At 56.0% G+C, this 13465-nt stretch carries 13 protein-coding genes and 1 pseudogene; 10 read left to right on the top strand and 4 right to left on the bottom strand.

All coding sequences use genetic code 11. The features are described 5' to 3' along the window. Positions 1-101: 101 nt before the first annotated feature. Positions 102-566: a 50S ribosomal protein L9 gene (gene rplI, locus ACVWY8_RS01145; protein ID WP_414329820.1), complete on the bottom strand. Its 465-nt coding sequence runs from the start codon at positions 564-566 to the stop codon at positions 102-104. Between the two features lie 775 nt (positions 567-1341). Here rplI and pstS point away from each other — a divergent pair. The 8 genes and pseudogenes from pstS to ACVWY8_RS01105 all read left to right on the top strand — a co-directional run. Then, the gene (gene pstS / locus ACVWY8_RS01140) at positions 1342-2418 is read left to right on the top strand and encodes a phosphate ABC transporter substrate-binding protein PstS (protein ID WP_457392331.1); all 1077 of its coding nucleotides are present in this window, start codon (positions 1342-1344) and stop codon (positions 2416-2418) included. 33 nt (positions 2419-2451) lie between these two features. Next, the gene (pstC, locus tag ACVWY8_RS01135; protein WP_414423986.1) at positions 2452-3420 is read left to right on the top strand and encodes a phosphate ABC transporter permease subunit PstC; all 969 of its coding nucleotides are present in this window, start codon (positions 2452-2454) and stop codon (positions 3418-3420) included. 6 nt (positions 3421-3426) lie between these two features. After that, entirely contained in the window at positions 3427-4317 is an 891-nt protein-coding gene (pstA, locus tag ACVWY8_RS01130) for a phosphate ABC transporter permease PstA (protein ID WP_457392334.1), read from the top strand. Between the two features lie 82 nt (positions 4318-4399). Then, the gene (pstB, locus tag ACVWY8_RS01125; RefSeq protein WP_457392336.1) at positions 4400-5227 is read left to right on the top strand and encodes a phosphate ABC transporter ATP-binding protein PstB; all 828 of its coding nucleotides are present in this window, start codon (positions 4400-4402) and stop codon (positions 5225-5227) included. 95 nt (positions 5228-5322) lie between these two features. Further along, the gene (locus tag ACVWY8_RS01120; RefSeq protein ID WP_414388054.1) at positions 5323-6150 is read left to right on the top strand and encodes a TlyA family RNA methyltransferase; all 828 of its coding nucleotides are present in this window, start codon (positions 5323-5325) and stop codon (positions 6148-6150) included. 43 nt (positions 6151-6193) lie between these two features. Next, positions 6194-6619, top strand: coding sequence for a hypothetical protein (locus ACVWY8_RS01115; protein WP_011432703.1), 426 nt, complete (start codon positions 6194-6196; stop codon positions 6617-6619). Positions 6620-6973: 354 nt separating this feature from the next. Continuing rightward, complete coding sequence (locus tag ACVWY8_RS01110) at positions 6974-7150, top strand: hypothetical protein (protein ID WP_414332524.1); 177 nt, start codon at positions 6974-6976, stop codon at positions 7148-7150. 112 nt (positions 7151-7262) lie between these two features. Beyond that, positions 7263-7364, top strand: a pseudogene (locus ACVWY8_RS01105) (copper amine oxidase); the annotation flags it as partial. A 108-nt stretch (positions 7365-7472) separates the two neighbouring features. Here the strand turns inward: ACVWY8_RS01105 and sat are convergent. From sat to ACVWY8_RS01090, 3 genes are all read right to left on the bottom strand, one after another. Then, positions 7473-8663, bottom strand: coding sequence for a sulfate adenylyltransferase (sat, locus tag ACVWY8_RS01100; protein WP_414419111.1), 1191 nt, complete (start codon positions 8661-8663; stop codon positions 7473-7475). 165 nt (positions 8664-8828) lie between these two features. Further along, entirely contained in the window at positions 8829-9194 is a 366-nt protein-coding gene (locus tag ACVWY8_RS01095; RefSeq protein ID WP_457392338.1) for a hypothetical protein, read from the bottom strand. Positions 9195-9334: 140 nt separating this feature from the next. After that, positions 9335-10117 carry a ParA family protein gene (locus ACVWY8_RS01090; protein WP_457392341.1) on the bottom strand — a complete coding sequence of 261 codons (783 nt, stop codon included), beginning with the start codon at positions 10115-10117 and terminating at the stop codon, positions 9335-9337. 131 nt (positions 10118-10248) lie between these two features. On the opposite strand from ACVWY8_RS01090, the gene ACVWY8_RS01085 reads away from it, so the two are divergent. Together ACVWY8_RS01085 and ACVWY8_RS01080 are read left to right on the top strand one after the other, a co-directional pair. Then, positions 10249-11535, top strand: a complete 1287-nt coding sequence (locus tag ACVWY8_RS01085) for a glucose-1-phosphate adenylyltransferase (protein ID WP_457392343.1) — start codon at positions 10249-10251, stop codon at positions 11533-11535. 121 nt (positions 11536-11656) lie between these two features. Continuing rightward, positions 11657-13429, top strand: coding sequence for an ABC1 kinase family protein (locus tag ACVWY8_RS01080; RefSeq protein WP_457392345.1), 1773 nt, complete (start codon positions 11657-11659; stop codon positions 13427-13429). Positions 13430-13465 lie beyond the last annotated feature (36 nt).

Here is a 13465-nt window from a genome sequence, read left to right as displayed (position 1 = left end):
GTCAAGCTCTAGGCTGAGCATACCCGCTTGTTGCCTAAGGCAAAAACCCTACTCACCCCGGGATCCCTCACAGGAATTCAGGGATCCTCGAAGGTGAGTCCTCATTCGGGAGTAACCTGAATGCGCAGCGTAGCGGTAACTTCGGGGTGTAACTTTACCTGCACAGGATAAACCCCGGTTTTCTTGATCTCCTCATTGAGGAGAATGTTGCGGCGGTCGATATCCAGGCCGCTGGTAGCCAGCACCACCTCGGCAATATCGCTGGTGGTAACCTGCCCAAATAGGAGGTCGTGTTCTCCCACTTTCTTACGGATGACGAAGCGACCGATGGTCTCCAGAGCGGTCTTGTAGTTTTCCGCCCGTTGTTTTTCTGCCAGTTTACGAGCCGCTTCCTGCTCCAGACGCATCTGCTGCTCTTTCAATATGCCAGGGGTAACCCGCACCGCCATCTGCCGTGGGAAGAGGTAGTTGCGAGCATAGCCGGGCTTGACGTTGACAATCTCTCCGGGCTTGCCCAGCCCTGGGATCGCCTGGCGCAGCACAACCTGCATGTTACGTTTCGACATTGGGAAGACACTTCTTTTCTCGACAGCCCTCCATTCTAGAGGCTCAGTAGAGCCATTGTCAGCTTATGGTCATTTCGATTCAAACCAGGACACTGCACCCCCACCTAGAACGTTGGTCGCGCCGTCGCGTCAGCGTTACGGAGCAATAATGTACGGGGGAAGAAGGCTTTTCTCAATAGCCCAGGCGTCTCACCCTAGCCTGAAACGACTATAAACTCCAAAGCAAGCTGCCCCCTACGCCTCAGCCCTTTGGCATGAGGGATCCCTTCTCGGAGCTCATTGCCGATGAAGCTCTCTTGCCGCTCGCAACCCCGGTAGGAAGACAAGAAGCCACCTTGTTTCTAAACCAAAAATGCGGAAGGTTATTTGTTTCAGGAAATACTTAGCAGAGGGTATAGAGTGGCTGACACCAAAGGGGATCCCTTGAGGGGTTTGCAACATTTGGCGGATATCCCCAAGGATAACCTGGGCTTAACCTCGATTTAACCAAAAACAACTGACCTTTACGTTATAGTAGCTGGGCGAATTAGTGAAGTCTTCGATGGAGCGTTCCGTGGGAAACCTTGCGTGCTCGGAGGGAGCCTTGGGGCGCTGCGATCGGTTGAAGGCTTGTTGAGGATCGCAGGGTTAGCTTGAGGGTTGCCTCCAAGCTTCCAGGCGGTAGTGGCATACCCAGCCCGACGAGTTTTGATTGGGTTGGGTAAGGTTCTCGAGTGAAGTAGCCTTTTTTAGATCTGGGCTAGGATTTTATCTTCATCTGGGAGAGGAGATCTGTATGGTGACGTTGCACCCCTTGGAGCGTCGTTCTTTCCTGAAGTTTCTATCTGCCACTGTTGCCGGCTTTGCGGCCAGTCAGACGAATTGGCAGCGAGTGTTTGCTCGGCAGACCATCACCATCAATGGCGCTGGGGCGACCTTCCCGGCCCCCATCTATCAAACTTGGGCCCAAGAGTTTGGCAAGAAAAACCCTAACATCCAGGTCAACTATCAGTCTGTAGGAAGCGGTGCGGGTCGTCGGCAGTTTGTAGCCCGCACGGTCGATTTCGGTGCCAGTGACAGCGTGCCCCGTCCTGAAGAGATCAACCAAATTGATAATGAGGCTAACCCTCCCAAAGGGATGGTTTCTGTACCCATGGTGGGCGGAGCGTTAGTTGCAGCGTACAACATTCCTGGGGTGGGCCCCGAAATCCGCCTTTCCCGCCTGGCACTGGCGAATATCTTCCTGGGCAAGATCAAGAACTGGAACGATCCCCTGCTGGCTGGCCTTAACCCACAGGTGACTTTCCCGAATTTGCCGATTACCGTCGTGCATCGCTCTGATGGAAGTGGTACCACCGATATCTTCACCACTCACCTCAACGCTATTAGCCCAGAGTGGAAGCAAAAGGTGGGTCGCGGCTCTTCGGTAAACTGGCCAACCGGCGTAGGGGCGCGTGGGAACGAAGGGGTTTCCGAGCAGATCAAGCAAATTCCTGGCTCGATTGGCTACGTGGAATTCGGCTTTGCCAAGCTCAACAACCTGAACATTGCCCGTCTGGAAAACCGGGCAGGCAAGTTTGTAACTCCCAACGTCGAGACGGAGAAAGCGGCGCTGGCCAGAATTCAGCTCGACGAGCGTTTGCTGGGGGTCGATCCGGATCCTAGTGGGGAAGACTCTTACCCTATTGCGGGCTACACCTGGATCCTTGCCTACAAGGTTTACCCCAAAGCCGAGACTTCCAAGGCCGTTAGAGAGTTTCTCCGCTACGGCCTCACTGAGGGGCAGGCTTTCGCTGAGCAGTTGGGATATGTCCCTCTGCCGGAAGAAACGCGGCAAAAAGCTCTGGCTGCGCTGGAAGGCATTACCCCGTAAAAACTCTTACCAACCACTTCTGGCTTCAGGCGGATGAATACCTTTTTTTCTGACAGCAGTTCTATGTTTCGGCCTCGGCCGGTTTTCCAGCGCCGGCGCGACCAGGTTTTTATCTGGGCTACGCGGATTGCCGTGTTTTTCTCGGCCTTCCTGCTGCTCTGGATTGCTCTGGAGATCGGCATTCAGTCTTTACCTGCTATAGACAGGTTTGGACTAAGCTTTTTCTGGAACACCACCTGGGATCCGGTCGAGGATATCTATGGGGCCTGGCCACAGATCTACGGCACGCTAGTGACTTCTCTCATCGCTCTGATTGTGGGGGTTCCTTTTAGCTTTGGCATCTCTATTTTTCTGAGCGAGGATTTTCTTCCGAAGTCCTTGCGTCTGGCTCTGATCATTGTGGTTGAGCTGTTGGCGGCTATTCCCAGTGTGGTGTTCGGCATTTGGGGATTGTTTGTCTTCATCCCCTTCTTCCGCCCCGTTCAGATGTTCCTGTACGAGAACTTCAATTGGCTTCCCATTTTCAGCACACCACCGATTGGGCCGGGGATGCTGACGGCAGGGGTTGTCTTGGGGATCATGATCATCCCCATCATCACGGCCATCGCCAGAGAGGTTTTGGTGGCTGTTCCTCCTGAGCTGCGCGCGGCTGCCTATGCGATGGGGGCTACGCGATGGGAAGCCATTTTTGGAGTGGTACTACCGGCTGCGATTGGGGGTATGTTGGGGGCTGTGGTGCTGGGTTTGGGACGCGCCCTGGGCGAGACCATGGCGGTGGCAATGCTGATTGGCAATGCGCGGGGGATTAGAGTCTCGCTTTTGGCCCCTGCCAGCAACATCCCTGCATTGCTGGCCAGCGAGTTTGCAGAAGCAGCCGACGAGCAGATCTCGGCTCTGATGTATGCGGCTTTGATCTTGCTGGTCATTACGCTGGTGGTCAACATCATCGCTGAGCTGATGGTTCGTCGGGTCAAGTTTGCTTTGACGGCTTCTCGGGAGTAGAGGAACATGGCGACACAAGTGGCAGCACAGGCCAATTTGTTCAAACGCAAAGTCAGATCCAAGCGCGTCGTGCTGGACTGGGTGATGACAGGCCTGACCTTTGCTTCCAGCATTTTTGCGATTGTTGTGCTCGCTTCCATCCTTTACTATGTTTTCGTCAATGGCATTGAGCGCTTCAATTGGCAGACCTTAACCCAGCTTCCTCCTCCTCCTGGCGATCAGGTAGGCGGCTTTGGCAACGCTGTGCTGGGAACGATCATTGTGGTATCGATTGCCATTACAATCACTTTCCCTATTGGTCTATTTGCTGCGATCTATCTCTCGGAGTTCGGCCAGAACAGTTCTACAGCATCATCTCTGCGTTTCATTATCAAAGTGCTGACGGGGGTTCCTTCCATCATCGCTGGCGTGTTCGCCTATGGGGTGCTGGTGCTTTCCACCAAGACCTTTTCTGCCCTTTCTGGCGGAGTAGCTCTATCGGTATTGACTTTGCCGATCATCATCCTCTCCTGCGAGGAGGCTCTGCGCTTGGTGCCGGCGGACACTCGGGCTGCTGCCTATGCTCTGGGCGCTTCCCGGGTGCAGACCGTGTTTCGAGTTGTCTTGCCGGCTGCCTTGCCGGTGATCCTAACGGGGGTGACTTTGGCCATTGCCCGAGCAGCTGGGGAAACAGCGCCTCTAATCTTCACCGCTCTGTTCAGTTTCCTATGGCCCGATGGTTTGCTGAAGCCAGTAGCTTCGCTGGCGGTGCTGATCTACAACTTTGCCATTGTTCCCTTCGAGAACCAGCAGAAAATTGCTTGGGGAGGAGCCTTGGCTTTGGTGATTCTGGTTTTGATCACCACGACCAGTTTCCGGCTGCTGCTGAGTCGTCGTCAGGAAATCATTACTATCTGATCTGGTTCTTCTGAGATTTTTGCCTCACTATTCTTCGATTTTGAGTTTGGGTTCTGAAGCAACGTCTACCTCTGGTATTCCTATGCGCCCTCCATTTCCCGGCACTCCTGATTCCTCTAAGAAGTCTGCCAACTTAACTGTTGAGCTGGAAACGCAAGCAGTCAGTGTTTACTACGGCTCTCATTTGGCGGTGAAGCAGGTTTCTCTGAAGATTCCCAAGAATCACATCACTGCTTTTATTGGCCCTTCCGGCTGCGGCAAGAGTACTTTGCTGCGCTGCTTTAACCGCATGAACGATCTGATCCCGGGGGCGAGAGTAGAGGGATCCGTAATTTTTCACGGGAAAAACATCTACGATCCCGATGTAGATCCTGCTGAAGTGCGGCGGCGAGTTGGCCTGGTGTTCCAAAAGCCCAACCCCTTCCCGAAGTCCATCTACGACAACATTGCCTTTGGGCCACGGGTCAACGGCTACCAAGGAGACTTGGATGAGCTGGTAGAGCGCACATTGCGTCAGGCCGTCCTCTGGGACGAGGTTAAAGACAAGTTGAAGACGAGCGGCCTCTCCCTTTCGGGGGGACAGCAGCAGCGTCTTTGCATTGCCCGCACCTTGGCCATCCAACCGGAGGTGATCCTGATGGACGAGCCCTGTGCCTCGTTGGATCCAATCTCCACGTTGCGCATTGAGGAGTTGCTCAAGGAACTGGGCCGTCGCTACACGATCATTATCGTTACCCACAACATGCAGCAGGCAGCGCGGGTCTCCGACTTTACCGCCTTCTTCAACACTGAAGTCGACGAAGAGGGGTTTCGCTACGGACGGCTGGTAGAGTTTAACCGCACTGAGAAAATCTTTAACTCTCCCGCCCATCGGGAAACGGAAGAGTACGTGAGCGGACGGTTCGGCTAATCTGCTGTTGGCGATCCCTCAATTCTGGTCAGTTGGGATCCCGCTCGCCTATTCTAATGGGCGGGAAGATCTATGCAAGGTGAGGCACCGGCGAGATGGCCAAGCGGGTGCGTCTGGATAGCTGGTTGGTGGAGCGCGGATATTTTTCCTCACGCCAGCAAGCGCAACGCTCCATTTTGGCAGGAGAAGTCTTTCTAAATGGGGTGCGGGCGGAAAAGCCTGGAACCTGGGTGAGCGGGGATCCAGCGGTGCAAGTCCAGTCTGGGCCTGCTTTTGTCTCACGGGGGGGAGAAAAGCTACAGGGGGCGCTGCAAACTTTTCCTGTTCAGGTGCAGGGTCGTATTTGTTTGGATGCGGGCATTTCCACAGGAGGTTTTACAGACTGCTTGTTGAAACGGGGAGCCCAGCGGGTCTACGGAGTGGATGTGGGCTATGGGCAACTGGCCTGGTCTTTGCGAACGGATGCGCGGGTGATCCTAAAGGAGCGGGCCAACTTGCGCCATCTGCAGCCGGAGGATCTGTACGGAAGCGAGGCACCTCCCCAGAGCTGGCCGGATTTGGCGGTGGTAGACCTGTCTTTTATTTCCCTGACTAAGGTGCTAGCTCCGCTGTGGAACCTGTTGCGTTTCCCACGGGAGGCGCTGTTGCTGGTGAAGCCTCAGTTTGAGGCGGGCCGGGATCAGGTGGGCAAAAAGGGGGTGGTACGGGATCCGGTTGTCCATGCCCGCGTGCTGGAGACGGTGATGCGCTCGGCCGTGGCCCAGGGCTGGCAGGTGCAAGGCTACACGTGGTCGCCCATCACTGGCCCTGCCGGCAATATCGAGTATTGGCTCTGGCTGGCTGAAGGAGAAGGGATCCCTCTCCCCAGCGGCAGTGCGCTACAACAGATGAGCGAGCAGGCAAGAGCGACCCTACACGGGTAGCTTGTCGATTTTGTCAATAGGTTGATGTGCTGGGTTGGGGGAGATGAGCCAAAAAATTGAAGAATTATTTCAGGAAGGGATTCGGCGCTATGAATCCGGGGAAGCAGCCAAGACGTTAATTCCCTCTTTTGAGTCAATCTGTAAGGGATCCCCAAAGGCGGCGGCGGCTTGGACGTGCTTGTCCTGGCTCTACCTTCTGGAGGGGCAGGCGGAAAAAGCCCTGAAGGCCGCCCAGACTGCTGTGAAGTTGGATCCGGTGGATGCCCAGCCCCGTGTGAATCTGACCCTAGCCATGCTGGAGCTGAAAAAAACCGGGGTACGCCAGCAGGTGGAGGCCATTAAGCAAATCTTGGCACGGGATCCCGAGCAGATTGAGGGTGTCAAATCCAACCTGCAAGAGGGAGGGAACCGCCGTCCTGCTTGGCCCCACTTGAGCAAGATTTACAACTGGCTTTTTGAAGAAGATTAAGTGACCCTATTCCTTGTTTTGCAACAAGACTTTAGGAAAATCTAGAGCTTTTTATTTTAATCTACAACTCTTAGCGATGTTCTCATGGAGTTGGTGCTAAACTTCTTGTACCCAATAGCAATATGGGATCCATTTATCGATAGGGGTTAGCTCTCGTCGCTTCTCTTCCCCGGCCTCAGTTGATTGATGAGATTGAACTCCGGGCTGGCGCGAGATGCTTAGCTCGGCGGTGGCTGCACTTCATTATATTGCAGTGGTGTTGCACTGCCGCCGCTTCCATAGCCACTGAATCGAGTCCCGTTTTCCAACCTCACTTTTTTGACCCCTTTGACTGCAGATGGGAGGAACTTTAAGATGAACCGTCAGACCGTTTGGGTTAAGAGCGATACCCGAAACCACCAAGGCTATTTCATTCCCCAGTGTGAGTATACTTTGGTCGAGGCCGACCAAAACGGCTGGGCGCTGATCTGTGCGGACAATGCCCGCTGCTATTATGTGGATCCCGAACAACTCTGGTTTGAGGCGGGATGAGAACTGTTGCTGCCTATTCAGGGCTGCTTGACTTCGAGGGAGTTCTGTAGAAACGCGGGCTCCCCATCATACATTCTCCCCATGCCGTTGGGCAGGGGTTTTTTCATAGGATGAGGATTGGCCCGTCATGCCTGTGCACAGAACGGGCTTTAGGCTGGTACCTTGGGGCTTCTTCGACCGCAACCCGACAATCAATCTAGCGGAGCTGGCCTGATACTCGACTGGAATCTGGTTCAAGTTCAACTTTCAATACAACTTTCAATACAGAGGGTCTGGTCTGTCCCAGGCCCTTTTTGACTGCCACTTAGGGAGATTCCCAGGGTTAACCCCGCTCTCGCATGGCTTCGGCCAGCAGCCGGGCCACTTCTGGTCGAGAAAACTCCGGCGGGGGCACTTCACCGCGGCGCAGCATTTCCCGCACCTTGGTACCTGAGAGGTGAATGCGCTGGTGAGGCTGGCTGGGGCTGGTCTTGGCCGTGGCCATGGTGCCGGTGACGGTGCAATAGAAAGCATGTTCAAACTTCAAGGGAATGATGCCCAGCTCCCCCGGCTGGAACTCATCGAAAATGTGTTGGGCATCGTAGGTACCGTAGTAGTTCCCCACCCCGGCGTGATCCCGCCCCACAATGAAATGGGTACAGCCATAGTTTTTGCGAATGAGAGCATGGAAAATAGCCTCGCGGGGGCCGGCGTAGCGCATCGACGCAGGGTTGATGGCCAAGATCACCCGCTCCTTGGGGTAGTACTTTTCGATCAACACCTCGTAGCAGCGCATACGCACATCGGCGGGAATGTCGTCGCTTTTGGTAGCCCCCACCAGCGGGTGCAAAAATAGCCCGTCCACAATCTCCAAGGCACATTTTTGGATGTATTCATGGGCGCGGTGGATGGGGTTGCGGGTTTGGAAGCCTACAATGGTTCTCCAGCCTCTTTCCCGAAACAGTTGCCGCGATTGGGCCGGGTCAATCTGGTAGGCCGGAAAAAGAGGGTGGGGATCCCGCTGCAGGAGGGTGACGGGGCCGGCCAAATAGACGGATCCCTGCTCGTAGAGCACCTTTACCCCTGGATGTTGCTCATCGGTGGTGCGATAAACTTGCCGGGCTTCGTATGTTTTATCGTAGGTGAACTTCTCGGTCAGCTCCAGTAAGCCCAGGATCTTGCCCTCGGCACTGGCCAAGGCAATCATTTGCCCCTCTTTCAGACCCGCTGCCACTTCTGAGGAGACCGGCAGGGTGACCGGCAGCGACCAAGCCAAGCCATTGGCCAGGTGCATCGTTTCCAGAACGGCCTGGTAATCTTCCCGCCCCATAAACCCCGTTAGCGGGCTGAAGCCCCCGATAGCGATCATCTCCAGATCCGATTGGGCCCGCTCGTCGAGATAGAGGATGGGGCAATGTTCGGCTTTGGAACGCAGCTCCTGCGCCTGCTCAGGCGGGGCAATGCGGTTGATCAGGGTGCCCCCGTGGGGCGGAATGGCATCACCAGCAGGGAGAGTCGATGGAGATTGGCTCATGAGAAGGGCACTGAGAACAAAGGTTATCCAATCCAATATCCAACTATCGGATCCCGGATCTCCAGGAAGCAGGGAAAAAAGCACAGGTCGGGCTGAAAACAGGAGGGAGCAGAACAGGTGGAGACCCCATCCAAATCACGCCCTTAGGGATCCCCTCCATCCCGGTCAATCCAACAAATAGGGGGGCATGCTTTCATCGGTGGCTGATACATTGTCGAAGATGGGCCGATTCATGATCTTCTTTTGCGCGTGCAGAGGCGAGGATTGGGGTTTGGGCTGAATGGGGGCTTGCTCTTTGGGTTTCCGTAACTCCTGGATGGTTTTGGCCCGCTCGTCCGCAACCGCTTGCAACTGCGCCAGCGCCTTTTGCAATTCGTCCCGATGGGCAGTAACCTGCTGCAATTGAGCTTGCAGGGCAGAGACTTTGTTTTGGTAGTCCTGCAAGAGTTGTTGAGCTTCGGCCAGTTGGCTTTTGAGGGCTGCAATTTCCGGCAATTCTGGGGTTGGTTCTGGGGGAGACTGAGAAGACATCGTTGTCGGCTCCTCGCCTGTGGGAGTAGACTCTGCGGAGGTGGGCTCTGAACTGGTTTTAGCACCGGCCTTGCGCCGAATTCCGCCGGAGCGGCGGGAAGTTTCCCCCGACGAAGGAAAGAGGCTGCGGTCAGATCCAGTCACAAGAGCACCTCGCGTTCAACAAACTGCAGCAGCCGCTGACACACCGCCGACCCAGGCCGATAGTCCATCACCGTCAAGCCGTAGTCAAAGGCGATGCGCAAATCGCTGCTATCTGGAATGGTAACGGGTGAAAGCACATCCGCAAAAATCTGTTGCGCTTGCACGTACAATTGCCCGGTGTGGGATCCCGACCAAATGCCCCCCGGCAGATAGCGGTCATCCAGCATTGTCAAAATGGCGCGGGCTTGGCTTAGCTGGCCTTTCAGGGCCTCAATGTAGCGCAAGGTTACTTCCGTGCAGGAGAAATCGGCGCGGTTGAGCCGTGTCGGGATCAACACCCGCTGGGCCACCCGCAGGGCATTGGCGGTGAGGGCATTCAGTTCTCCCGGCGTATCGAGAAAGATGAAGTCGTAGTCCGGCAGCAAGGGATCCAGTTGGCGCTGCAATAGATTCTGCCCCATCTCTCCGGCAGCAGCCAGTTGGGCCGCCACTTCCGCCATGGTGCTGTGGGAGGGCGCCACATCCACTCCCTTGTCCGTGCAGTAGATCACCTCTTCCAGAGGACGTTGGTGTTGCGGGTGTAAGCTGGCCCAAGCCGTTTCCGGTGCCGGCAAGGATCCGGCCCCTTCCAGGTAAAGGTTGCTGGCGGTGGCCTGGGACGTGAGATCGATGAGCAAAACTCGGTATCCCCGCTGGGCCGTCAACTGAGCCGCGTGGACGCAGAGGGTGGACTTGCCGGTGCCCCCTTTGTTGTTGGTAAAGGCCAGGATACGCGCCATCAGCTCTCCCTGCATTCTGTCTTGCCAACTTGTTCCCCTTTCCGAGCAGCCCGGCCAGATCCGACAGGACAGTCGTTGAGGTGGCCCCGCAGCAGTCTATGCTATTGGGTGTAGCCTGGTGGAGGACAACCATGCGCGATGTACTGGCGATCATCTTGGGAGGTGGGCGTGGCACCCGACTTTATCCCCTGACCAAGCGCCGCGCCAAACCCGCTGTGCCCCTGGCCGGCAAATACCGCCTCATCGACATCCCGGTCAGCAACTGCATCAACTCCGACATCGAAAAAATCTACGTCCTCACCCAGTTCAACTCGGCCTCTCTAAACCGCCACATCGTCAACACCTACCGCTTGTCTCCCTTTACAGGCGGCTTTGTGGACGTTTTGGCGGCCCAACAAACCCCTGACAATCCCGATTGGTTCCAAGGCACCGCCGATGCTGTCCGCCAATACCTCTGGCTGATGGACTCCTGGAAGCCGCGGGACTTCCTCATCCTATCTGGGGATCACCTCTACCGCATGGACTACCGCCCCTTCATCCAGCATCACCGGCAGGTTGGGGCCGATGTGACGCTGGCGGTGCTCCCCTGTGAAGAAAAAGTGGCCTCGGGTTTTGGCTTGCTCAAGCTTGGCGAGAACGGTCGCATTGTGGATTTCAAGGAAAAGCCAACAGGAGATCTGCTGAAAGCCTGTCAGGTGGACACCCAAGCCCTCGGCCTCAGCCCGGAAGAAGCCAAAGCCAAGCCCTACATCGCCTCCATGGGCATCTATGTATTCAAGCGAGAAGCTCTGATCGAGATGCTCAAAGTCAAGGAGCACACCGACTTTGGCAAAGAGGTGCTGCCGGCAGCCATCGGCAAGTACCATCTGCAAGCCTACCTCTTCAAGGGTTACTGGGAAGACATCGGCACCATCGAGGCTTTTTACCGGGCCAACCTAGCACTGGTGCAGCAGCCCAACCCGCCCTTCAGCTTCTTCGACAGCGAAATGCCCATCTACACCCGCCCGCGCTTTTTGCCCCCCAACAAAATCCTCGACTCCCAGATTGTCAACTCCATGATCGCCGATGGCTGCATCATCAAAAACGCCCAAATTCGCAACTCCATCATCGGCATTCGCAGCCGCTTGGAGGCCAACACCATCATCGAAAACACCCTGGTGATGGGAGCCGATTACTACGAGTCGGCAGAAGAGCGACAGGCCAGGCTGGAGGAAGGGATCCCACCGGTGGGCATCGGGGCCAACTCTCACATTGTCAACGCCATCGTGGATAAGAATGCCCGCATTGGGCGCAATGTCCGCATCCTCAACAAGGATCACGTCACCGAAGCGCAGCGGGAAGAGGAAGGGATCTGGATCAGCAACGGCATCGTCACCATCATCAAAGACTCGGTGATCCCGGACAACACCATCATTTGAGGGGGAAACAGGCCGGCCCTGGCCGAGAATGGGGCCGGGTGAGGCACAGAAACGGCGAGGCTTTTTCTGTTAAGATGGATACCGAGAGCTTTAAAACAAAAGACTGTGAGATCGCTGGAGTGTGTTTAGTAGAACTTCGCCCATTGCCGCTTTGGAAGTTTACGATCCGCAATTGATCTGCCGCTATTACCGCTGGCGCCTGCCCCAAGTGATCGGTCGGGCGCTGGCCATTCTCTGGCCTTTCTTGTGGTTTGTCCTCTGTTTGCGCTGGGATCAACTGTGGGGACACACTGATCGCAATGTGGGACGGCGCTCGGTGCAGTTGCGAAAGCTGCTCACCGACCTGGGGCCAACGTTCATCAAGGTGGGTCAGGCCCTCTCCACCCGCCCCGATCTGGTGCGCAAAGACTACCTAGAAGAACTCACCCAACTGCAAGATCAACTGCCGCCATTTCCTTCCGAGCAAGCATTTGCCCGCATCGAATCCGAGTTGGGCCGTCCGATTGCCGAGATCTTTGCCCAGATCTCTCCAGAGCCGGTGGCCGCCGCCAGCCTGGGGCAGGTCTACAAAGCGCAGTTGCACAGCGGCGAATGGGTGGCGGTGAAGGTGCAGCGACCCCATCTGCGAGAGCAGTTGAGCCTGGATCTGTACCTGATTCGCTGGGCCTCGACATGGCTGGGCCCCTGGCTGCCCTTGAACCTGGGCAGTACTTTGACGGCGGTGGTCGATGAGTTTGGCCGCAAGCTTTTTGAGGAGATCGACTACCTGCACGAAGGGCGAAACTGCAAGCGCTTCGCCGAATACTTCCGCGACGATCCGGATGTGTACGTGCCGCGCATCTTTTGGGCCTACAGCAGCCGCCGGGTTCTGACCCTGGAGTGGATCGACGGCATCAAGCTGACGGATGTGGAGCGCATTCGAGCAGCCAACCTGGAGGTGAAACAATTGGTGCGTATCGGGGTGGTTGCTGCCCTCAAGCAATTGCTGGAATACGGCTTTTTCCACGCGGATCCCCATCCGGGCAACCTGTTCGCCCTGGCCGATGGTCGCTTGGCCTACATCGATTTCGGCATGATGGATCAGCTTACCGAGGAAATGAAGGAGTACTTGGTGGATGCTCTGGTTCACCTGGTGGATCGCGACTACAACGCCCTGATCGATGACTTTATTCATCTGGGCTTTTTGCAGCCGGATGTCGGCCGCCAAGAGCTGATCCCCGCCTTGGAAAAGGTGCTGGCAGACGTGCTGACCCAAGAGGTGGTCAACTTTAACTTCAAAACGGCCACAGATCAGTTCTCCGACTTGATGTACCGCTACCCCTTTCAGGTGCCCTCCCACTTTGCTCTGGTGATCCGCTCTTTGGTGACCCAAGAGGGAGTAGCCCTCAGCCTCTATCCCCAGTTCCGCATCGTCGGTGTGGCCTATCCCTATGTGGCCAAGCGCCTGCTGACGGATGAATCGCCGCGTATTCGCCAACGGCTGCTGCAAGTGTTGATCAAGGATGGTAAGTTCCGCTGGAACCGCCTGGAGAACCTGATTCAAATTGCCCGCAGCGATGGGGGATTGGATTGGTTACCCACCGCCCAAACGGGTTTGCGCTACCTGATGTCGGAAGAGGCCCGCGATCTGCGTCGCCAGTTGGTGCTTTCCCTCACAGAAGATGATCGCCTTCACTTTGAGGAGCTGCAGCGTTTGTGGCAGTTGCTCAGCCCTGAACTTTCCCCAGCTTACCTCTGGCAGGCAACGCTGAGATCCCTACCCTCGACCGGCGATCTGCAACACACGTTTGCCGAGTTGAGGGATCAGGTGCAAGCCCATCTGGAACATCTCAGCCGCTGGCGGCTACCTCAACCTTGGTCGGATTTGCTGGCAGGAGTGGGACAGGAAAGGTAGAACGGAAGAAGATGACTCAAGTTTATTGTTATTGAG

This window comes from Thermostichus sp. OS-CIW-32 (assembly GCF_054060415.1).
This window is presented reverse-complemented; position numbering and strand designations above follow the sequence as displayed.

Bases quoted from the DNA above. Each gene is read 5' to 3' on its own strand.
- rplI (WP_414329820.1), bottom strand. From the start codon at position 566: ATGTCGAAACGTAACATGCAGGTTGTGCTGCGCCAGGCGATCCCAGGG.
- pstS (WP_457392331.1), top strand. From the start codon at position 1,342: ATGGTGACGTTGCACCCCTTGGAGCGTCGTTCTTTCCTGAAGTTTCTA.
- pstC (WP_414423986.1), top strand. From the start codon at position 2,452: ATGAATACCTTTTTTTCTGACAGCAGTTCTATGTTTCGGCCTCGGCCG.
- pstA (WP_457392334.1), top strand. From the start codon at position 3,427: ATGGCGACACAAGTGGCAGCACAGGCCAATTTGTTCAAACGCAAAGTC.
- pstB (WP_457392336.1), top strand. From the start codon at position 4,400: ATGCGCCCTCCATTTCCCGGCACTCCTGATTCCTCTAAGAAGTCTGCC.
- ACVWY8_RS01120 (WP_414388054.1), top strand. From the start codon at position 5,323: ATGGCCAAGCGGGTGCGTCTGGATAGCTGGTTGGTGGAGCGCGGATAT.
- ACVWY8_RS01115 (WP_011432703.1), top strand. From the start codon at position 6,194: ATGAGCCAAAAAATTGAAGAATTATTTCAGGAAGGGATTCGGCGCTAT.
- ACVWY8_RS01110 (WP_414332524.1), top strand. From the start codon at position 6,974: ATGAACCGTCAGACCGTTTGGGTTAAGAGCGATACCCGAAACCACCAA.
- sat (WP_414419111.1), bottom strand. From the start codon at position 8,663: ATGAGCCAATCTCCATCGACTCTCCCTGCTGGTGATGCCATTCCGCCC.
- ACVWY8_RS01095 (WP_457392338.1), bottom strand. From the start codon at position 9,194: ATGTCTTCTCAGTCTCCCCCAGAACCAACCCCAGAATTGCCGGAAATT.
- ACVWY8_RS01090 (WP_457392341.1), bottom strand. From the start codon at position 10,117: ATGGCGCGTATCCTGGCCTTTACCAACAACAAAGGGGGCACCGGCAAG.
- ACVWY8_RS01085 (WP_457392343.1), top strand. From the start codon at position 10,249: ATGCGCGATGTACTGGCGATCATCTTGGGAGGTGGGCGTGGCACCCGA.